Consider the following 19278-nt stretch of genomic DNA (forward strand, 5'->3'; position numbering starts at 1 on the left):
TGCGAATGTCGGCGCGACCGCAGTTCCAGGACATCCTGCGTGCCGCGCCGACCGGGACCGTCGACCCCGCCGTGGACCCGGACGACGTCTTCGACATGCTCCTCGGTGCTGTCCTGACCCGCACCCTCCTGTCCACGGTCACGGCCCGCAACCGCCCCGTCGAGCGCACGGTCGACATGATTCTGCGAATGCTACGACCGCTCGACGGACCCGTCTGATCCACTCCGGTCAACTGGGCTGACCAGCACAGGAGTTCGCCTCAACGGCGTTCGTCGCGGAACACCTTCCCGCCTTTCATCACGAACCGCACGTCACCCATCACGGAGACGTCCTCCAGCGGATCGCCCGGCACCGCGATCAGATCGGCGAGCAGCCCTTCCGCGACCCGGCCCCTGTCCTCCGCGTCGATCAGTTCCGCCGCGTTCACGGTCGCCGCCTGGAGCGCCTCCAGGGGAGTCATCCCGCGGTCGACCAGGGCGATCAGCTCCTGCGCGCCGCGGCCGTGCGGGATCGCCGGCGCGTCCGTGCCCAGCGCCATCCGGACACCCGCCTTGCCGGCCCTGGCCACGACGGTCTTCGCCCGGGGGAAGATCTCGGCGGCCTTCTCCTTCAGCACGGGCGCTGCGTAGGACAGGTCCATCCCGTCGATGAGAGCGGTCGTCGGCACCAGGAAAGTGCCCCTCTCCGCCATCAGCGCGATGGTGTCGTCGTCGAGCAGGAAGCCGTGCTCGATGCAGTCGATGCCCGCCTCCACCGCGTGCCGGACGGCGTCGGCCCCATGGGTGTGGGCCGCCACCTTCAGTCCGCGCCGGTGGGCCTCGCCGACGATGGCGCGCAGTTCCTCGTCGGAGTAGTGCTGCGCGCCGGGGGTGCCGGTGTGGGACATCACGCCCCCGGACGCGCAGACCTTGATGAGGCGTGCCCCGTGCTTGATCTGGTAGCGGACGGCCTTGCGGACCTCGTCGACTCCGTTGGCAATGCCCTCTTCGAGGGAGAGGGGCATGATCCCGGGGGCGTACGCGGCGAACATCGTGGGGTCGAGATGGCCGCCGGTCGGTGTGATGGCGTGGCCGGCGGGCACGACGCGCGGGCCGTCGATCCAACCGGCGTCGATGGCCTTGGCCAGCGCGACGTCCAGCAGATACCCGCCCGTCTTCACGAACAGGCCGAGATTGCGGACCGTGGTGAACCCCGCGCGCAGGGTCCGCCGGGCGTTGCCCACCGCGCGGAGCATCCGCAGCGGCGGATCGTCCTGGACGGGGGAGAGCGCGAGCGTCTCTCCCCGGCCGCCCATCAGGAGGTTGACCTCCATGTCCATGAGACCGGGCAGGAGCGTCACATCGCCGAGGTCGAGAACCTCGCTCTCACCGGTGTTCGCGCCCGCTCCGCCGATGTGCGTGATGCGGTCGCCGTCGACCGTGACCAGCCCCGGCGTCTCGAACTCGCCCGTCTCCACGTGCAGTACACGCGCCGCTCTGAGCGTGAGCACGACGGATCAGACCTTCGGCTCGACGACGAGGTCCATGTAGGCGGCCCCGCTGTCGGGCACCCGGGCCTGCTTCCACACCTCGACCGGGAACGACACGTTCACCAGGGAGAACATCAGGAGCAGCAAGTTCCGCTCCTGGTCCGGGAGTTCGGCGAGGGGGAATGCGTCGAGGTACTCGGAGGCCCGTTCCAGGAGCGGGAACGCGGCGTCGTAGAAGGCCTGCATCTCCTCCATGGAGCTGGCCAGGCGCTTGGCGTACCGCTCTCGCTCGGACTCCAGGACCCACGCGCCGAACGGTTCGAGAGCCGCGAACTCACTGGGCAGCATCGGTGTGCTCCTTGACGTAGTCGGCGACCGTCTTGTGCAGATGGCGGAGCAGCAACTCCTGGTCGCAGAGCGGGAAGTCGGTCACCACTCGGCTCTTGAGCATCGTCTGGGTGGCTTCGAGGGTGTTGCCGTCCTGGAGCGCGTACTCCTTGAACGTCACCGCCGCCAGCTCCTGCTTCAGCCGCTCGCGGGCCGTCTTGGCGGGCACGAAGTACAGGTTCGCCTCGAAGAGGTGCTTGTCCACCGCCGTCGGCCAGTAGTGGTACGTCAGATACCAGCCGGGCTTCCAGATCAGCAGGGTCATGTTCGGGAAGAACTCGAAGGAGTCGTTGCCCCACGCGCGGTGCCGGCCCGGATTGAGGCCCGTCGGGAGACTGTCCAGGCCCTCGATGTCTGGTGCCTCCCACGGCCCGAACAGGCCGCTGCGCAGGGCGCGTTCGATCGGCTTGACGATGGTCAGGTCCTTGGGCGGGGACATGCCTCCCCAGGAGGAGATCATCGAGTGCGGGGGGTGGATCTCGTAGTGCAGCGCCTCGTACCCGACGTTGAAGAGCTTGTCGGCCTCGTCCTTGACGGCCTGCTTCATGTGCAGGACGGGCGCGTGGTAGAACTCCGCGAACGCGTCGATGAACAGCTTCCAGTTGCTCCCGATCTCCGCCTTGTACGTGAAGACCTCGGTCATCTCGTGGAAGGGGTAGCCCTCAAGACCCTTGGCGAACTCGCCCAAGTACTCCTTCAACGGCTGGGCGTCCGGGTCGAGGTTGACGAAGACGAACCCTTCCCACACCTCGCAGCGGACCAGCTTGAGGCCGTAGTCCGCCTTGTCCAGGTCGAAGAACTCCTGCTCCTGCTGGACGAAGGTCAGATCGCCGTCGAGGCTGTAGCGCCAGGCGTGGTACTTGCAGGTGAACTGGCGGCAGGTGCCCTTCACTTCCTCGCCCGGATAGTCGTTCCACACCAGCTTGTTGCCGCGGTGGCGGCAGACGTTGTGGAAGGCGCGGATCTCCTTGTCCCTGCCCCGCACGATCACCAGTGAGGTGTCGGCGACCGCCAGCTCCTTCGTGAAGTAGCTGCCGACCTTGGGGACTTGCTCGACCCGGCCGACGTTCAGCCAGGTCCTCTTGAAGATCGCCTCCTTCTCGGCCTCGTAGTACGCGGGGTCGATGGAGTCCTCGTAGTTGACCGGGCTGGTGCCCAGTTCGGGGTAGTTCTCGGTCCAGCTCCCGGCCTCGGGCTTGGCGAAGTGTGGCATGGGATCACCCCTCTCGTTTGTGAGAATACCATTCTCGTTTTGGGAAACTGAAGTTCTCATCCGAGATCACGGGGTCGAGTTCCACGCCGAAGGTGTTGAGGGCCATCGTGAGCATCGTGTAGGCGCCGACGGTGAACACCAGGTCCATCAACTGGTGTTGGTCCAGGTCGGCGGCGAGCGCCGCGTAGGTCGCGTCGGACAGGCCCGAGTCGGTGTCGAGTTCGTCCACCGCCCGGTTGAGCAAGGTGTCGGCGCCCGTGCGGACCTCGTCGATCTCGGCCTCGGTCACCCCGACCTTGCGGCCGATCAGGACATGGCTCGCCCACTCGTACCGGCTGCCCCGCCGCCACGCCACGCGCAGCACGGCCAGTTCGCGCACCCGCACCGGCAGCGTCGTGGTGTTGAGGTGCATGTTGAACGTCAGGAACGCCCGGGCCAGGGTCGGATGCCGCTGAAAGATCCCGAGAACGTTGGCCTCGGGCAGCTTCCGGTTCGGATTGATGACCGAGAACAGGTCGTGGTCCCAGTCGTCGTACGGCACCGGGGGGATGCGAACGCCGTTCTCGGCGGCGGTACTTGTGCGCTCGCGGTGCTCGGTGCCCGTCTCGCCCGGAGTGTCGTGCTGTTCGGTGCCCGCCTCGTCGCCGCGCGTGCCGCCCCCGCTCACGTGTTCCGCCCGCCGTTCACGCCCAGGACCTGGCCCGTGATGTAGCCGGCCTCCTCGGAGGCGAGGAAGGCGCAGGCCGCGGCGATGTCCTCCGGGCGCCCGACTCGCCGTACCGGAGTGCGCTGGATGTGCTCATCGACCGTCCCGCCCAGGAGTTGACGCTCCTCCGAGCGGCGCAGCATGGGGGTGTCGATGAAGCCGGGCGGCACCGCGTTCACGGTGATGCCCTGCGGACCCAGCTCCAGGGCCAGCGCCTTGGTCAGTCCGTTGACCGCGGACTTCGAGGCCACGTAGTGCGTCATGAACGGCTGGCCGGACTGAGCGCTGGACGAGGAGATGTTGACGATCCGGCCCCAGCCGGCCTCCGCCATGTCCGGCAGGACCGCTTGCACGCAGTGGAAGACGCCGTGCAGATTGACGTCGATGACCCGCTGCCAGGCCTCGAAGGTGAGGTTGGCGAAGCGCTTGTAGCCCTCCATTCCCGCCGCGTTGATCAGCACCGTGACCGGGCCGAGCTGCTCACGGATCTCGGTCAGTGCCTCGTCCACCTGGGCCCGGTCGGAGACGTCGGCCTTCCGGGAGAAGCCTCTGTCTGACGGGTTGAGGTCGAGGGTGGCGACCTGGAGACCGTCGGCCTCCAGGCGATGCGCGATGGCCAGTCCGATACCGGAGCCGCCGCCTGTGACGAGGGCTGTCCTCATGCCGGAACCCCCTTCGTCTCGATCATGAAAATCTCCCTTCCGGATCTGAGAAGCGTATTCTCGTGTCCGGTGCTTCGGAAGTCCCGCGCAGGCGGGGGCTGTTCGCCGCACCGTGTGGGTCCGTCAGCGAAACGTCAGGATGACATTCTCGCTGCCGGATGGTTGATTCGCGTATAAGGAGAATGTAGTTTCCGCTTCATTGGAGCAAGCCGCCCATCCATGCGAGGAGACAGGATGCGGTTCCAGGACAAGGTGGCGATCGTCACCGGAGCGGGACAGGGAATCGGCGAGGACTACGCCCGGGCGCTGGCCGCCGAGGGAGCACGGGTCGTGGTCGCGGACATCAACGAGGAGCAGGGACAGCGGGTCGCGAAGGACCTCGACTCCGCGCTCTTCGTCAAGGTCGACGTCGGAGACCCCGCCTCGGCCGACGCGCTGGCCGCAGCCACCGTCGCGGAGTTCGGCCGCATCGACTACCTGATCAACAACGCCGCGATCTACCACAGCATGCGGCGCGAGGGCCTGACCACGGTCGACCTCGACTACCTCAACCGCTTCATCCAGGTGAACCTCATGGGCGCCCTCTACGTCACACGAGCCGTCGTCCCGCACCTGACCGAGGGCGCAGCCATCGTCAACCAGTCCTCCGCGGCGGCCTACATGGCCAGCGGCTACTACGGCCTGGCCAAGATCGGCATCAACCACCTCACCGCCTCGCTCGCCGCCGAACTCGGCGGCCGGGGCATCCGCGTCAACGGCATCGCCCCCGGCCCCACCGACACCGAGGCCACCGCCACCGTCGTACCGGTCGAGTTCCAGCAGCGGATGACCCAGGCCCTGGCCATCAAACGGATGGGCACACCAGGCGACTTGACCCCCACCGTGCTGTTCCTGCTCTCCGACGACGCCGGCTGGCTCACCGGCCAGACCATCAGCGTGGACGGCGGACAGGTGGTGCGGCTGTGACCCGCCTGCTCATCGACGGCCAACTCGTCGACGGGGAGCGGACGTTCCCCTCCCTCAACCCCGCGACCGGCGAGGTCTACGGCCACGCGCCCGACGCCACCACCGCCCAGGCCGAGGCCGCCGTAGCCGCCGCGCGCACCGCCTTCGACACCACCGCCTGGTCGACGGACGTACAGCTGCGCATCCGCTGTCTCGACCAGCTGCACCAGGCACTCACCGACCATGTCGAGGAGCTGCGCGAGCTGACCATCGCCGAGGTCGGCGCGCCCCGCATGCTCACCTACGGCCCCCAACTCGACGACCCCGTCAAGCTGGTGCGCTACTACGCGGACCTGCTGCGCAAGTACCCGCTGACCGAGGAGCTCGGCGAGTCCGAGAGCCGCGGGCAGCGGCACCGGCGCTGGGTGGAGAAGGAGGCCGCCGGGGTCGTAGCGGCGATCATCGCCTACAACTACCCGAACCAACTCGCCCTGGCCAAGCTCGCCCCCGCGCTCGCGGCAGGCTGCACGGTCGTCCTCAAGGGCGCCCCGGACACCCCGCTGACCACGCTGTTCCTCGGTCGACTCATCGCCGAGCACACGGACATACCGCCCGGCGTGGTCAACGTCCTCACGTCCTCCAGCGCGGAAGTCGGCGAGACGCTCACCACGCATCCCGACGTCGACATGATCACCTTCACCGGGTCCACCGCGACCGGCCGCCGCATCATGGAGGCCGCGAGCCGCACGGTGAAGAAGGTCTTCCTGGAACTCGGCGGCAAGTCCGCCATGATCGTCCTCGACGACGCCGACTTCGCCACCGCCGCCATGTTCGCGGCCGGCACCATCTGCTCCCACTCCGGGCAGGGGTGCGCGCTCACCTCCCGGCTGCTCGTGCCCAGGGATCACCACGACGAGATCGTCGCCATGGTCGCGGCGGGCCTCGGCCGTATCCCGCTCGGCGACCCCTCCGACCCCAAGACCTTCGCGGGCCCGCTCATCAGCGAGCGCCAGCGCGACAAGGTCGACGGCATGGTCGAGAGGGCGGTAGCGGCAGGCGCGAACCTCGTTACCGGCGGCGAGAAGGTCGATCCCGGCTTCTTCTACCGGCCGACCCTCCTCAGCAACGTCGACCCGGACAGCGAGATCGCCCAGGACGAGGTCTTCGGCCCGGTCCTCGTGGTCATTCCCTACGACGACGATGACGACGCCGTCCGCATCGCCAACAACTCCGTCTTCGGCCTCTCCGGCGGCATCCAGAGCGCCGACGACGAACGGGCCATCGCGCTCGCCCGCCGCGTCCGCACCGGCACCTTCAGCATCAACGGCGGCAACTACTTCGCCGCGGACGTGCCGTTCGGCGGGTACAAGCAGTCGGGCATCGGGCGCGAGAGCGGTGTCGCCGGTCTTGAGGAGTTCCTGGAGTACAAGGCGTTCGCGGTCGTGGTCCGGTCATGATGCCGCTCGAAGGCATCCGGGTCCTCGAGGTCGCCATGTACGGCTTCGTGCCCTCGGCGGGAGCCGTCCTCTCCGACTGGGGAGCGGACGTCATCAAGGTCGAGCACGCCGTCACCGGCGACCCGCAGCGCGGTCTCCGGCAGACCGGCACGATGCGCGTCGAGGGCGACCCCAACCCCAACGTCGAGCACGCCAACCGAGGCAAACGCAGCCTCGGCCTCGACATCTCCCGCCCCGAGGGAAGAGACGTCCTCTACGACCTCGCCCGCCGCGCGGACGTGTTCCTGACCAGCTTCCTGCCCGGTCACCGGGAGCGGTTCGGCATCGACGTCGACGACATCCGCGCCGTCAATCCCCGGATCGTCTACGCCCGGGGCAGCGCCTTCGGCCCGCGCGGAGCGGAGGCGGGGAAGGGCGGCTACGACATGACGGCGTTCTGGGCCCGTGCCGGCACCGCCGCGAGCATCACCCCCGAAGGCACCGACGGCATCATCAACCCGCCCGCACCGGCCTACGGCGACACCATCTCCGGCACCAACCTCGCCGGCGGCATCGCGGCCGCGCTCCTGAAACGCGAGCGCACCGGCGAACCCTCGGTCGTGGACGTCTCGTTGCTCGGCAGCGGACTGTGGGCGATGGGCCACGCCACCGCGCTCTCCCTGCACCTCGGCAAGCCCTGGATCCCGCCGCCCGTCGGCACCCACGGCTCCGTCACGAACCCGTTGTCCGGGCTGTACGAGACCGCCGACGGCCACCACCTGGCGTTCGTCATGATGCAGCCCGGCAAGTTCTGGGCCGATGTGTGCCGGCACATCGAGCGCCCCGAACTCGCCGACGACCCCCGCTTCGACACGGCCGAGAACCTCGTTTCCCACACGTCCGAGGCCGTCAAGATCCTGCGCGAGGTCATCGCCACCCGCACCCTCGCGGAGTGGAGCAGGCGCTTCACCACCCTGGCCGGGCCGTGGGCCCCGGTGCAGGACTCCCTGCAAGTGGGCGACGACCCGCAGATCAGAGCCAACGAGTACCTCCTGCGCGCGGGAGAGCTCGAACTGGTCGCCAGCCCCGTGCAGTTCGACGTGCACGCCCCACACCTCGGGCCCGCGCCCGAGTTCGCCGCCCAGACCGAGGAAATCCTCCTCGAACTGGGCCTGGACTGGGACCGCATCATCGCGCTCAAGGCGGCGGGCGCGGTCACCTGATCCACCCGACAGCGGGACTCATTCTCAACGAGGAGAACCGATGAGACGCTTGCTCATCCCCGCGCTCGTCCTGGCCCTCGCGGCCGCGGCCGGATGTTCCGGCCGCACCAAGTCCGCGGACACCAGCAGCCCTTCCACCACCGGAGCCGCCGACACCGCCACCGCGGACTTCGGCACGCTCAAGTCCGTGTGCGGGAAGGGGACGGCCAAGACCGTCACCAGTCAGGGCGTCACCGCCTCCGACATCAAGGTCGGCGTCTTCACCGACGTCGGGTTCACCAAGAACCCGGAGTTCGAGAACGCGGCGAAGGTCTTCACCTCCTGGTGCAACGCCGCAGGCGGCATCAACGGACGCAAGATCACCCCCGTTTCGCACGACGCCCAGCTCATGCAGGTCAACCAGCAGATGATCTCGGCCTGCCGCACCGACTTCTTCGAGGTCGGCGGCGGCGCCGCCCTCGACGGCCTCGGCGTCAAGACCCGCCTGAAGTGCCTGCTCCCCGAGTTCCCGGCACAGGTCACCTCCGAGGTCGGCGCCGACCTCCAGGTCATCACCCAGGGCGCCTCGTCCGGGTACGCGCCCTACACGGGTTACTACTCCTGGCTGTTGAAGGAGGCCTACCCGTCGTCGGCGAGCAGCGTCGGCCTGATCACCGGCGACGTGCCCGTCACCAAGGTCATCGCGGCGCAGGACAAGGAAGTCCTCACCTCGCTGGGCGGCAAGGTCACCTACTCCGACCTCTACCCCGCGCAGGGCGTCTCCGACTGGACGCCGTACGCCCAGTCCATCAAGACGAAGAAGGTCAAGGGCCTCGTCTTCCTGGGGGACTTCACCCAGCTGGCGAAGCTGGAGCAGGCGCTCACCAACATCGACTACAAGGTCGACTGGATCGACGCCAACAACAACGCCTACGGCCCCGCGTTCCTCAAGCTGGCCGACACCGCGCTCAGCTCACAGACCAACTTCGCGAGCATCGACGGGACTTACCCGCTGGAGAAGGCGGACGACAACCCGGCGACCAAGGAAATGGTCGCCCTGTTCAAGAAGTACGCGCCCGACGCGCAGATCACCCTGCCCGCCGTGCACGCCTTCTCCGCCTGGCTGCTGTTCGCCACCTCGGCCCGCAGCTGCACCGAACTGACCCGCAGTTGTGTCCTGGACAACGCGAAGAAGCAGACCGAGTGGACCGGGGGAGGCCTCCAGGCCCCGGTGAACCTGACCAAGCCCGACGAGCCCGTGAAGTGCTTCAACGTCGAGAAGGCCACCACCAGCGGCTGGGTCCCCGCCGACTTCAAACCGACCGACGGCGCCTATCGCTGCGACGCGCCCGCCTACAAGTACAAGGGCAACTACGGCAAACCGCCGACGCTGGCCGACGTCGGCAAGTCGCTCGCCGACGTCAAGTAGCCACGTCACGCCCCCCGTTCACTTCAGCGTTCAGCACGGCAGGAAGGAAGGACCGTGAAGGTACGAGTCGACCCCGAGCGCTGCCAGGGCCACACGCTCTGCGCGATGCGCGCTCCCGACACCTTCGAACTCAGCGAGATCGACGGGCACTCCTCGGTCGTCGAGGAAGAGGTCCCCGCCGACCAGGAGGCGGCCGTCCGCGAGGCGGTCCTGTCCTGTCCGGAACGGGCGATCTCCCTCATCTCCTGACCCCCACCGCAACCACCGAGCAGGAGAGGACTCCGCATGACCACGGACGACGCGGCCGTCGACGACGACGCCGGCCGCAAGCACCCGCAGGTGCACTTCGACCGGCACACCCCCGACTACCGCGACCGGTTCGAGGACATCACCCACGAACTGCACGGGCAGTGCCCCATCGCCTGGACCGAGACCCACGGCGGCCACTGGGTCGCCAGCGGCAACCGTGAGGTCTTCGAACTCGCGAGGTCCGCCGAGTTCCTCTCCAACGACCATGACGTGAAAGGCGAACGACGCGGCTACAAGGGCATCTCCATCCCCCCGCCACCGCGCGCCAGCGAGGCCCAGGGCGGCTTCCTGGAGATGGACCCGCCGGACCAGCGCTACTACCGGCAGACCCTCAACCCGTATCTGTCCCCCGCGGCCATCCAGCGCTGGATCCCGTTCGTCGACGAGGTCGTACGTGCGAGCATCGACGAAAAGATCGAGTCCGGGCACATCGACTTCGTCGACGACCTCGCCAACATCGTCCCCGCCGTCCTCACCCTGGCGATGATGGGCATCCCGATCGAGCGCTGGACCATCTACAACGAACCGGCCCACGCCTCCGTCTACACACCCCCCAACTCCCCGGACCGGGAAAGGGTGTTGGACCTCAGCCGCAAAATGGGCATGGACCTCATGGGCCAGCTCATGGAGATCCGCACGACACCCCGCCCCGGCCTGGTGGACGCCCTGGTCCGCGCCGACCTCAACGGCCGCACTCCGGACGACGGCGAACTCCTCGGCGTACTCGCCCTGTTGATCGGCGGCGGCTTCGACACCACCACCGCGCTCACCGCCCACGCCCTCGAATGGCTCTCCCAGCACCCCGGGGAACGCGACCGGCTCAGCCGCGACCGGAAGACCCTGCTGGACTCCGCGACCGAGGAGTTCCTGCGCTTCTACACCCCGGCCCCCGGCGACGGACGCACCTTCTCCGCCGACTGCCGGATCGCCGGCACCGAGTTCAGGGAAGGCGAACGCCTCTGGCTCTCCTGGGCGATGGCCAACCGCGACCCGTCGGTCTTCCCCGACCCCGACACGATCGACATGGAACGCAAGGGCAACCGGCACAGCAGCTTCGGCCTCGGCATCCACCGCTGCATCGGCTCCAACGTGGCCCGCACGGTGTTCAAGCGCATGGTGACGGCCGTCCTCGACCGGATGCCCGACTACCGCTGCGACCCCGAAGGCGCGGTGCACTACGAGACCATCGGCGTCATCCAGGGTATGCGCCACCTCCCCGCCACCTTCACCCCCGGCGAGCGGCTCGGCGCCGGGCTCGACGAGACCCTCGCCGAACTGCAGAAGATCTGCGACGAACAGCGCCTCGCCGAACCCGTCACCGTCCGCAAGTCCACCGCGCGGATCGACACATGACGGAGCATCAGCGACCCGGGCCGGTGATCACGGAGGAGAACGAGTTCTTCTGGACCGCCGGCGCGGACGGCCGGCTGCGACTGGCGGAGTGCGGGTCCTGCGCGGCCCTCATCCACCCGCCGCAGCCGGTCTGCCGGTACTGCCACGGGCACGACATCGGCGTCCGGACCGTCTCCGGCCGCGCCACGCTGATCGGCTTCACCGTCAACCACCGCTTCGCCCTGCCCGGCCTGCCCGCCCCCTACGTCGTCGCCCAGGTCGCCATCGAGGAGGACCCCCGGGTCCGGCTCACCACCAACGCCGTCCAATGCGCCCCGGACGAGCTGGAGTTGGGCATGCGGATGGAGGTCGTCTTCGAACCCGTCGAGGACGCCTGGCTGCCCCTGTTCCGCCCCGCCCGCGACCACCCCGCGGTCGACCCCCTGCTGCTCGCCGAGGTCGAGACCCACCAACTCGCCCGCCGTGTACGGCCGATGGCGACCACGGAGAAGTTCGAGGACAAGGTCGCGGTCACCGGCATCGGCATGTCCGAGATCGGCCGCCGCCTCCTGGTCCCCCCGCTGTCCCTGACCGTCCAGGCCTGCGAACGCGCCATCGCCGACGCCGGCCTCACCATCGACGACATCGACGGCCTCGCCACCTACCCCGGCGCAGGCCCCTACGGCGGCTTCGGCGAAGGCGGAGTGACCGCCCTGGAATCCGCCCTCGGCCTGGAACCCACCTGGTACAACGGCGGCGGAGAGACCTTCGGCCCCGGCGGCTCCCTCATCGCCGCGATGCTCGCCGTCGCGGGCGGCCTGGCCCGCCACGTGCTGTGCTTCCGCACGGTCTGGGAGGCGTCCTACGGCGACCTCGTGCGCCGCGGCCGCATCGCGCAGGACCCGCCGCGCCGGCTGGACGGCTGGATGAAGCCGTTCGGTGCCATCTCGGCCGCCCACACCCTCGCCCAGAACGCCCAGCGCCACTTCCACCGCTACGGCACCACCCGCGAGACCCTCGGCTGGATCGCCCTCAACCAGCGGGCCAACGCGGCACTCAACCCCACCGCGGTCTACCGCGACCCGATGACGATGGACGACTACCTGGGCGCCCGTCCCATCAGCACTCCGTTCGGCCTCTACGACTGCGACGTCCCCTGCGACGGAGCGGTCGCCGTGATCGTGTCCGCGGTGGACGCGGCCCGGGACCTCGCCCAACCACCCGTATTCGTCGAGGCAGTCGGCACCCAGATCCTGGAACGCCTCGAATGGGACCAGAGCACCCTCACCCACGAGCCCCAAGTCCTGGGCCAGTCCGCCCACTTGTGGTCGCGCACCGCGCTGCGTCCCGAAGACGTGGACGTGGCCGAGCTGTACGACGGCTTCACCTTCAACTGCCTCTCCTGGCTGGAGGGGTTGGGGTTCTGCGGCATCGGCGAGGCCAAGGACTTCCTGGACGGAGGCAAGAACATCGCACGGGACGGCGTCCTTCCCCTCAACACCCACGGCGGACAGCTCTCCCACGGCCGCACCCACGGCATGGGACTGGTCCACGAGGCGATCACTCAACTGCGCGGCGTGGCCGGGGCCCGGCAGATACCCGGCGCACGGGTGGCCGTGGCGAGCAGCGGCGGACTCACCCCGAGCGGCGTGATCCTCTTCCGGGCGGACGGATGAACTCCCGTACCCCAGAGGTCGTTTCGCGCGTCTTCGACGTCGACGGCATCCCCATGTCGGCCCTCGTGTGCGAGGTCCCCGACCCGCGCGCGGTGATCGTCGCGCTGCACGGGGGAGCGGTGACGTCGGCCTACTACGACTACCCGGGCCGGCCCAGGCTGTCGCTCCTGCGCACCGCGGCGACACTGGGCTTCACCGTCGTCGCCATCGACCGTCCGGGATACGGCAGTTCGGCTCCGCACGGCGAGACCATGGCCTCGCCCGCACGGCGCGTCGACCTCGCCTACGGGGCCGTGGACCGCCTGCTCGCCTCGCGGTCGCGCGGTGCGGGCCTGTTCCTGTGGGCGCACTCGATCGGTTGCGCGCTGGGTGTGTACATGGCCGGTGAGGAACGCCGGAACGACCTTCTCGGCCTGGAGATCGCCGGTACCGGACGCCACCATGCCGCCGGCGCCGTCGAGATCCTCGACTTCCGGCAGCGCGACCCGGACGTGCCGAGACGATCCGGAGCAGGCCTGCGCACCCTCCTGTGGGAACCGGCCCGCCTGTACCCGGACGAGGTCATCGGCGCCCCGCGTATCCAGTCCGCCGGACCGCCCTACGAGGCGACGGTCGCCCGCCGCTGGCCACTGGAGTTCGCCGAAGTCGCCGCGCGCGTACGGATTCCCGTCCACTACACGCTCGGCGACCACGAACGCGTGTGGAGTTCCGGGCCCGAGGCCATGGCCGACATCGCGGGCCTGTTCTCCGGCTCCCCGTGGGTCGTCACCGCCGAACAGGCCGACAGCGGCCACAACTTGAGCATCGGACACACCGCGACCGGATACCACCTGAGGATCCTGTCCTTCGTCGAGGAGTGCGTTCTCGCATCCGAGAACGGCGGCTACGACAACGACGGGATCGACCGTCTCCCGAGGAGGGTCGGATGAGTGACGCCGACGTCGCGGTACTGCTGCTCGTACGCGTGGTCGTGGGACTGGTCATGCTCCTGCACGGGCTGAACCACTGGCGCGGCGGCGGCCGCATCGAGGGCACCGCCCGCTGGTTCACCGGACTCGGCCTGAGACAGGGTGTGTTGCAGGCCTGGGCGAGTGTCGTCACCGAGGCCGGCGCGGGCGCCCTCCTCGTCCTCGGCCTGCTCACCCCGCTGGCCTGCGCCGCCGTGATCTCCGTGATGCTGGTCGCGGGGCTGCTCGCCCACCGGCCCAACGGGTTCTTCGTCTTCAAGGACGGCTACGAGTACGTCCTCACGCTCGCCGTCGTCGCCCTGGCCCTTGCGGTGCTGGGTCCCGGCCGCTGGTCCGTCGACCACGCGGCCGGCATCGACCTGACCGGCTGGACCGGCGGCGCGATCGCACTGGGCGTGGCCGTGGTGGCGACCGGGGGACTGCTGGGCACGTTCTGGCGACCGGAGCCGAAGGCTGTCGCAGAGCCCGAGGCCAACGCTCAGTCCGACGCCGAAGGCGAAGCCGAAGCCGAAGCCGACGCCCAGTCCGAAGCCGACGCCGAGTCCGAACCGGGTGCCGAGCCTCAGAGCACCGTCGCGGATCCAGCACCCCGGCCCACCCCCGCCCCGCTCGACCAGGAGGCCCGCTGATGCGCGTCGGATTCATCGGGCTGGGCAGCCAGGGTGCCCCCATGGCACGCCGGATCGTCGACGCGGGCTTCGTCACGACGCTTTGGGCGCGGCGCCCCGCCACGCTCACCGCGTTCGCGGACACGGCGGCGCGGCGGGCCACGTCCCCGGTCGAACTGGCCGCCGCCAGCGACCTGGTGTGTGTCTGCGTCGTCGATGACGCAGACGTGGAGCAGGTCGTCACCGGCGAACAGGGTGTGCTGCGGGGGCTGCGCCGTGGCGGCGTGATCGCCGTACACAGCACGGTCCACCCCGACACCTGCCGTCGCCTCGCCGAACGCGCGCGGGCCCACGGCGTCTCCGTGGTCGACGCGCCCGTCAGCGGCGGCGGAAAGGCGGCGGCCGAGGGGGAGTTGCTGGTGATGGCGGGCGGCGAGTCCGGCACCGTCGCCTACTGCCGCAAGGTGTTCGAGACGTTCGGCGACCCGGTCGTCCACATGGGCCCGCTCGGCTCGGGACAGATCGCCAAACTCCTCAACAACCTGCTGTTCACCGCCAACTTGGCGACCGCGGCCGACACACTGGCTCTGGCACCGGAGTTCGGGATCGACCGGGGCGCCCTCGCCGAGGTCGTCCTCCACGGCAGCGGAACGAGTTTCGCGCTGGAGCGGGTGAAGGCCGCGGGCGGCACACTCGACCGGCTCGCCGAACGCGCGGGACCGCTGCTCCGTAAGGACGTGAGACTGCTGGCCGATCTCGCCGACACGGCGGGCGCCCCGACCGGAACCGTCCTCGCGGCGGCCGACGCGGCCCTCGACCACATGGGCCAAGGGCGCCTGACCGAACCCGCAAGTCCCGCTCCAGGAAAGTGAAAACGGCCTTCTCGCTAACAGAGAATATTGATAACGTCGCTCGTCGTCAGACTGGTGACGGAAGGGAACCGTACACACCGTGAAGGACTTCGAGGCGATCGACTTCTTCCAGGACGACGAGGTCGTCGCGGACCCCTATCCCTACTTGGAGGCCTTGCGCGGGAAGTGCCCTGTGCTCCGCGAGAGCCACCATGACGTGACGATGGTGACGGGCTACGACGAGGCGATCGAGGTCCTGAACGACCCCGACACGTTCTCGTCCTGCCTCTCGGTGACCGGCCCCTTCCCCGGGTTCCCGGTCCCGCTGGAGGGCGACGACGTCAGCGCGCTGATCGAGCAGTACCGCGACCGGCTCCCGATGAGCGACCAGCTGCCCACGCTCGACGCGCCGGTGCACACCGACCACCGCGGCCTGCTGATGCGGCTCATCACCCCGCGGCGCCTCAAGGAGAACGAGGCGTCGATGTGGCACCTCGCCGACGCCCAGCTGGACACGTATCTCGCCGCCGGTGAGGGCGAGTTCATCAGCGGGTTCGCCGGACCCTTCACCCTCCGGGTCATCGCCGACCTGCTCGGCGTGCCCGACGAGGACCGCGACACCTTCGTGGAAGGCCTCGAACACCGGCCGCAGGCCGGCATCGGCAGCACCGCGGGCGAGGTGTCGTACTCGCCGCTGGAGTATCTGTACGGACAGTTCTCCGCCTATGTCGAAGAGCGCCGCCGCGCACCGCGCGAGGACGTGATCACGGGTCTCGCCACCGCGAAGTTCGCCGACGGCTCGACCCCCGACGTCGCCGACGTGGCCCGCGTCGCCACCAACCTCTTCGCCGCCGGGCAGGAGACCACCGTCCGGCTGCTGAGCAACGCCCTCAAGCTGATCGCCGAAGACCCCGACCTGCAAAGGCTGTTGCGCGCCGAGCGCGACCGCATCCCGAACTTCATCGAGGAAGTGCTGCGCACCGAGAGCCCGATCAAGGGCGACTTCCGGCTCTCCCGCGTCCCGTCCACGATCGGGGGCGTCGACATCCCCGCCGGCACCACCCTCATGGTCCTCAACGGCGCCGCGAACCGCGACCCGCGCCACTTCGAGGACCCGCAGACCTTCGACCCGGCCCGCGCCAACGCCCGCCACCACCTCGCGTTCGGCCGCGGCCCGCACACCTGCCCCGGCGCGCCGCTGGCCCGCGCCGAGGGCCGCGTGGGCATCGAGCGGATTCTCGACCGTACGACGGACATCAGGCTCTCGGAGAGTGTGCACGGTCCCGCCGGTGCGCGGAACTTCCGTTACCTGCCGACGTACATCCTGCGCGGACTCACCCATCTGAACCTGGAGTTCACGCTCGCAGAGGAGTCCGCCCGATGAAGGCGATCGTCGACACGGACCGGTGTCGTGGCCACGGGATCTGCTGGTCGATCTGCCCCGAGGTGTTCGACCTGACCGACGACGGCTACGCCGAGGTGCTGACCCCCGAGGTCCCCGCCGAGTACGAGGAGCAGGTCCGCACGGCGCTCGGCAGCTGCCCCGAGCGCGCGATCACGGTCAACTAGCCTGTGAACAAGGTGAATTGAGGTGCGCGGATGCCCAAGGGGTACGTCATCCTGACCGAGTCGATCAAGGACACGGCCGGGATGGACGCCTACGGCCGTGCGGCCGGACCGTCGATGGCCGAGGGCGGCGCGTCCGTCCTCGCCGTCGACGGACAGCCGGACGTCCTCGAAGGCGAATGGCACGGCGACCGGACCGTCGTGCTCGAATTCGAGTCCGTCGAAGCGGCACGCGCCTGGTACGCGTCGGAGGCGTACGGCCGCGCCAAGGCCCTGCGGCAGGCCGCGGCCGACACCAACGCGGTGATCGTCGCCGGCTTCGAGCCGCCGACCCGGGGCGCGTGAGACCGGACGAAGCCCCGGCCGCGGAACGGGAACGCCGTGGCCGGAAGGGTCGCCTGCGCGCGACGGCAACCGTAGGGTCACACCGGTGTTGCCGTGGTGGAAGGGGAGCCCAATGACGACGGCCCGACACGAGGAGATCCTTGTCGCCGCGCTGGCGGTGTTCGCCGAGCGGGGCTACAAGAAGGCCTCCATCGACGCCGTGGCCGAGCGCGCCGGCCTGACCAGACAGGGCGTCCTGCACTACTTCCCCAGCAAGAAGCGGCTTCTCCTCGCCCTCGTCCAGCTCCGCGAGGACCTCGCCCGCGAACACCTCGCCGCCCTGCACGCGGACGCCGGCGAGGACCTGCCCGGACTGCTCGCCGAGGTCATCACCTACGACCACAAGAACCCCGGTCTCGCCCAGATCCACAGCGTTCTCGTGGCCGAGGGCGTCACCGGCAGCGACGACGCACAGCGGTTCTGCCACGACTACTACCGGTCCATCCAGGAGCACACCGTCGAGCACCTCACCGCGCTCTACGGCGACCGCGTACCCAGCGGCCTGACCCCCCGAGCCGCCGCGACCGCCGTGGTCGCGATGCTCGAAGGGGTCCAGCAGCAGTGGATGCTCGACGAGGAGCAGACCGACTACCCCGAGATCATCCGCGATGTCATGGGCGTGCTGCTCGGGCCCACGCCTGTATGAAATCGGCCATCGCCGTCACGCTCTCGGGATGCAGACTCACCGCGTCCGGCCGCACCCGCAGATCCACCGTGACACCGGAGTGGGCCGCGCGGGCCGCGAACGACAGGGAGTCGTCCAGCAGCGGATCGGTGCCGGCGACCAGGAGCTGAATCGGCGGCAGCCCGTGCAGGTTGGCGTGCAGCGGGCTCAGCAGCGGGTTGGTGCGGTCGGCGCCACCGGCGAACCGGGCCGCGTGCAAACGGAGTTCGTCGATGTCGAAGCCCGGATCGGCGGCCGCGTTGAACAGCAGGCTCGGCGCGTCCAGGGTCAGATCGAGCAGCGCCGAACTCAGCACCGCGCACTCCGGCTCCCGCGCCCCCATGTCCCGCAGCCGCACCAGCAGCGAGGCCGCGAGCCCGGCCCCCAGCCGCTCACCGGCCAGCGCGACCGGACCACGCGCCTGGCACGAGCTGTACACGGCGTGCACGTCGTCGAGCGCCCCCGGGAACGACGACCGGTAGCGCGGGCACACCACAACTGCCCCCGTCCGCAAGGCGAGTCGCTCCGCCAGATCCACCGCCGACTCCGGCGAGGCCGCCAACTGCCGGTCCCCGTGCAGATACAGGATGACGAGATCGCTCGCGTCCGGCGGCCGAACGATCGGCCCCACCGGGCTCGACTCGACCCGCACCCGCCCGTCGTCGGGCGCACGGTCCGAGCGCGCGCGTACGTCGGCCAGGCCGGCGTCGCCCAGGCCCGTGTCGGCCCCGGTCGCCCCAACTCGTGTGTCACCCACGGGACATCACCCTCTCCGCTGCCTGCCAGTGCTCGTCGGACACCCAGAGGCGGGCGAAGGCGCGGGCCGCCTCCTCCTCCGGGACGGCTCCGCTCATCACGCGTTTGATCTCCCGCGCCGGATCGGTCGCCAGGGATCTGGCCAGGGTGCGCCAACCCGCCGCGAACTCCGCGCGCGGCAGCACCAGTTCGAGCAGCCCGACCCGCTGCGCCTCGGCGGCGTCGAGCACCGTCCCGGCACCGGCGAGCATCAACGCCCTTCCCTTGCCGATGAGTTGGGCGAGCCGCTCGGCGCCGCCCCACGCGGGCATGATTGCCAGGGCCACCTGGTTGAAGCCGATCCTGATGTCGTCGGCGGCGACCCGGATATCGGCGGCCACCGCGACCTCGGCGCCGCCGCCGAACGCGTGGCCGTTCAGCGCGGCGATCACCGGTCCGGGAAAGGCCGCGATGCGGTCGCAGATCCCCCTCATCCGCAGGGACATGGCCATCGCGTCCTCCTCGGTCCTGATCGCACTCAGCTGCTTCAGGTCCCCGCCGGAGACGAACGCCCGGTCACCCGCACCGGTGATGACCAGCGCCTTGGCGCCCGCCACCGCGTCGAGGACCTTGTCGAGTTCGTCCATCGTGGACGGGGCGATCGCGTTGCGGGCGTGCGGCCGGTCGATCGTGACCACCGCGAGGCCCTCGTCGAGTTCGAGATCTACGTCCATGGC

Annotated in this window: 22 protein-coding genes; 15 read left to right on the forward strand and 7 right to left on the reverse strand. The window is 69.5% G+C overall.

Features of this window, described 5'->3' with window-relative positions; genetic code table 11:
* Positions 1 to 5 precede the first annotated feature (5 nt).
* Complete coding sequence (locus OHT77_RS41985; RefSeq protein ID WP_328833621.1) at positions 6 to 218, forward strand: hypothetical protein; 213 nt, start codon at positions 6 to 8, stop codon at positions 216 to 218.
* A 41-nt stretch (positions 219 to 259) separates the two neighbouring features.
* Here OHT77_RS41985 and OHT77_RS41990 read toward each other — a convergent pair whose 3' ends face one another.
* The 5 genes from OHT77_RS41990 to OHT77_RS42010 are packed head-to-tail and all read right to left on the reverse strand — an operon-like array spanning position 260 to position 4436.
* The gene (locus tag OHT77_RS41990) at positions 260 to 1489 is read right to left on the reverse strand and encodes a metal-dependent hydrolase family protein (RefSeq protein ID WP_328833622.1); all 1230 of its coding nucleotides are present in this window, start codon (positions 1487 to 1489) and stop codon (positions 260 to 262) included.
* 6 nt (positions 1490 to 1495) lie between these two features.
* A complete protein-coding gene (locus OHT77_RS41995) occupies positions 1496 to 1816 on the reverse strand; it encodes a hypothetical protein (RefSeq protein ID WP_328833623.1) in 321 nt (106 codons plus the stop codon).
* Entirely contained in the window at positions 1803 to 3068 is a 1266-nt protein-coding gene (locus tag OHT77_RS42000; RefSeq protein WP_328833624.1) for an aromatic ring-hydroxylating oxygenase subunit alpha, read from the reverse strand. The genes OHT77_RS41995 and OHT77_RS42000 overlap by 14 nt, the downstream gene beginning before the upstream one ends.
* A gap of 4 nt (positions 3069 to 3072) precedes the next feature.
* A complete protein-coding gene (locus tag OHT77_RS42005; RefSeq protein ID WP_328833625.1) occupies positions 3073 to 3735 on the reverse strand; it encodes a carboxymuconolactone decarboxylase family protein in 663 nt (220 codons plus the stop codon).
* Entirely contained in the window at positions 3732 to 4436 is a 705-nt protein-coding gene (locus OHT77_RS42010) for an SDR family NAD(P)-dependent oxidoreductase (protein ID WP_328833626.1), read from the reverse strand. Before OHT77_RS42010 ends, OHT77_RS42005 begins: the two co-directional genes overlap by 4 nt.
* Positions 4437 to 4670: 234 nt before the next feature.
* Here OHT77_RS42010 and OHT77_RS42015 point away from each other — a divergent pair, with 234 nt between their 5' ends.
* The 14 genes from OHT77_RS42015 (at position 4671) to OHT77_RS42080 (ending at position 17788) form a co-directional block, all read left to right on the forward strand.
* A complete protein-coding gene (locus tag OHT77_RS42015) occupies positions 4671 to 5402 on the forward strand; it encodes an SDR family oxidoreductase (protein WP_328833627.1) in 732 nt (243 codons plus the stop codon).
* Entirely contained in the window at positions 5399 to 6838 is a 1440-nt protein-coding gene (locus OHT77_RS42020; RefSeq protein ID WP_328833628.1) for an aldehyde dehydrogenase family protein, read from the forward strand. Before OHT77_RS42015 ends, OHT77_RS42020 begins: the two co-directional genes overlap by 4 nt.
* Entirely contained in the window at positions 6835 to 8040 is a 1206-nt protein-coding gene (locus OHT77_RS42025; RefSeq protein ID WP_328833629.1) for a CaiB/BaiF CoA transferase family protein, read from the forward strand. The genes OHT77_RS42020 and OHT77_RS42025 overlap by 4 nt, the downstream gene beginning before the upstream one ends.
* 40 nt (positions 8041 to 8080) lie before the next feature.
* Positions 8081 to 9448 (forward strand): ABC transporter substrate-binding protein, encoded by a 1368-nt coding sequence (locus OHT77_RS42030; protein ID WP_328833630.1) that lies wholly within the window; start codon positions 8081 to 8083, stop codon positions 9446 to 9448.
* A 54-nt stretch (positions 9449 to 9502) separates the two neighbouring features.
* Positions 9503 to 9697, forward strand: a complete 195-nt coding sequence (locus OHT77_RS42035; protein ID WP_327406534.1) for a ferredoxin — start codon at positions 9503 to 9505, stop codon at positions 9695 to 9697.
* Between the two features lie 36 nt (positions 9698 to 9733).
* The gene (locus tag OHT77_RS42040) at positions 9734 to 11110 is read left to right on the forward strand and encodes a cytochrome P450 (protein ID WP_328833631.1); all 1377 of its coding nucleotides are present in this window, start codon (positions 9734 to 9736) and stop codon (positions 11108 to 11110) included.
* Positions 11107 to 12765, forward strand: coding sequence for a thiolase C-terminal domain-containing protein (locus OHT77_RS42045; RefSeq protein WP_328833632.1), 1659 nt, complete (start codon positions 11107 to 11109; stop codon positions 12763 to 12765). Before OHT77_RS42040 ends, OHT77_RS42045 begins: the two co-directional genes overlap by 4 nt.
* Positions 12762 to 13694: an alpha/beta hydrolase gene (locus tag OHT77_RS42050; RefSeq protein WP_328833633.1), complete on the forward strand. Its 933-nt coding sequence runs from the start codon at positions 12762 to 12764 to the stop codon at positions 13692 to 13694. The genes OHT77_RS42045 and OHT77_RS42050 overlap by 4 nt, the downstream gene beginning before the upstream one ends.
* Entirely contained in the window at positions 13691 to 14362 is a 672-nt protein-coding gene (locus tag OHT77_RS42055) for a DoxX family protein (RefSeq protein WP_328833634.1), read from the forward strand. The genes OHT77_RS42050 and OHT77_RS42055 overlap by 4 nt, the downstream gene beginning before the upstream one ends.
* Complete coding sequence (locus OHT77_RS42060; protein ID WP_328833635.1) at positions 14362 to 15213, forward strand: NAD(P)-dependent oxidoreductase; 852 nt, start codon at positions 14362 to 14364, stop codon at positions 15211 to 15213. The genes OHT77_RS42055 and OHT77_RS42060 overlap by 1 nt, the downstream gene beginning before the upstream one ends.
* Before the next feature lie 79 nt (positions 15214 to 15292).
* Positions 15293 to 16576, forward strand: coding sequence for a cytochrome P450 (locus tag OHT77_RS42065; RefSeq protein ID WP_328833636.1), 1284 nt, complete (start codon positions 15293 to 15295; stop codon positions 16574 to 16576).
* Positions 16573 to 16761, forward strand: coding sequence for a ferredoxin (locus OHT77_RS42070; protein ID WP_328833637.1), 189 nt, complete (start codon positions 16573 to 16575; stop codon positions 16759 to 16761). Before OHT77_RS42065 ends, OHT77_RS42070 begins: the two co-directional genes overlap by 4 nt.
* A gap of 30 nt (positions 16762 to 16791) precedes the next feature.
* Positions 16792 to 17103, forward strand: a complete 312-nt coding sequence (locus tag OHT77_RS42075) for a DUF1330 domain-containing protein (protein ID WP_328833638.1) — start codon at positions 16792 to 16794, stop codon at positions 17101 to 17103.
* 112 nt (positions 17104 to 17215) lie between these two features.
* Positions 17216 to 17788 carry a TetR/AcrR family transcriptional regulator gene (locus OHT77_RS42080; RefSeq protein ID WP_328833639.1) on the forward strand — a complete coding sequence of 191 codons (573 nt, stop codon included), beginning with the start codon at positions 17216 to 17218 and terminating at the stop codon, positions 17786 to 17788.
* Here the strand turns inward: OHT77_RS42080 and OHT77_RS42085 are convergent.
* Positions 17754 to 18563 carry an alpha/beta hydrolase fold domain-containing protein gene (locus tag OHT77_RS42085; RefSeq protein WP_328833640.1) on the reverse strand — a complete coding sequence of 270 codons (810 nt, stop codon included), beginning with the start codon at positions 18561 to 18563 and terminating at the stop codon, positions 17754 to 17756. The two genes, OHT77_RS42080 and OHT77_RS42085, sit on opposite strands and share 35 nt — an antisense overlap.
* On the reverse strand, positions 18556 to 19275 hold the full coding sequence (locus OHT77_RS42090) for an enoyl-CoA hydratase/isomerase family protein (RefSeq protein ID WP_328833641.1): 720 nt from the start codon (positions 19273 to 19275) through the stop codon (positions 18556 to 18558). The genes OHT77_RS42085 and OHT77_RS42090 overlap by 8 nt, the downstream gene beginning before the upstream one ends.
* Positions 19276 to 19278 lie beyond the last annotated feature (3 nt).

The organism is Streptomyces sp. NBC_00252 (assembly GCF_036187565.1).
Lineage (GTDB): Bacteria > Actinomycetota > Actinomycetes > Streptomycetales > Streptomycetaceae > Streptomyces.

Coding starts and splice junctions, on each gene's coding strand:
- OHT77_RS41985 (WP_328833621.1), top strand. CDS start 6: ATGTCGGCGCGACCGCAGTTCCAGGACATCCTGCGTGCCGCGCCGACC.
- OHT77_RS41995 (WP_328833623.1), bottom strand. CDS start 1,816: ATGCTGCCCAGTGAGTTCGCGGCTCTCGAACCGTTCGGCGCGTGGGTC.
- OHT77_RS42000 (WP_328833624.1), bottom strand. CDS start 3,068: ATGCCACACTTCGCCAAGCCCGAGGCCGGGAGCTGGACCGAGAACTAC.
- OHT77_RS42010 (WP_328833626.1), bottom strand. CDS start 4,436: ATGAGGACAGCCCTCGTCACAGGCGGCGGCTCCGGTATCGGACTGGCC.
- OHT77_RS42015 (WP_328833627.1), top strand. CDS start 4,671: ATGCGGTTCCAGGACAAGGTGGCGATCGTCACCGGAGCGGGACAGGGA.
- OHT77_RS42025 (WP_328833629.1), top strand. CDS start 6,835: ATGATGCCGCTCGAAGGCATCCGGGTCCTCGAGGTCGCCATGTACGGC.
- OHT77_RS42030 (WP_328833630.1), top strand. CDS start 8,081: ATGAGACGCTTGCTCATCCCCGCGCTCGTCCTGGCCCTCGCGGCCGCG.
- OHT77_RS42040 (WP_328833631.1), top strand. CDS start 9,734: ATGACCACGGACGACGCGGCCGTCGACGACGACGCCGGCCGCAAGCAC.
- OHT77_RS42045 (WP_328833632.1), top strand. CDS start 11,107: ATGACGGAGCATCAGCGACCCGGGCCGGTGATCACGGAGGAGAACGAG.
- OHT77_RS42050 (WP_328833633.1), top strand. CDS start 12,762: ATGAACTCCCGTACCCCAGAGGTCGTTTCGCGCGTCTTCGACGTCGAC.
- OHT77_RS42055 (WP_328833634.1), top strand. CDS start 13,691: ATGAGTGACGCCGACGTCGCGGTACTGCTGCTCGTACGCGTGGTCGTG.
- OHT77_RS42060 (WP_328833635.1), top strand. CDS start 14,362: ATGCGCGTCGGATTCATCGGGCTGGGCAGCCAGGGTGCCCCCATGGCA.
- OHT77_RS42070 (WP_328833637.1), top strand. CDS start 16,573: ATGAAGGCGATCGTCGACACGGACCGGTGTCGTGGCCACGGGATCTGC.
- OHT77_RS42075 (WP_328833638.1), top strand. CDS start 16,792: ATGCCCAAGGGGTACGTCATCCTGACCGAGTCGATCAAGGACACGGCC.
- OHT77_RS42080 (WP_328833639.1), top strand. CDS start 17,216: ATGACGACGGCCCGACACGAGGAGATCCTTGTCGCCGCGCTGGCGGTG.
- OHT77_RS42090 (WP_328833641.1), bottom strand. CDS start 19,275: ATGGACGTAGATCTCGAACTCGACGAGGGCCTCGCGGTGGTCACGATC.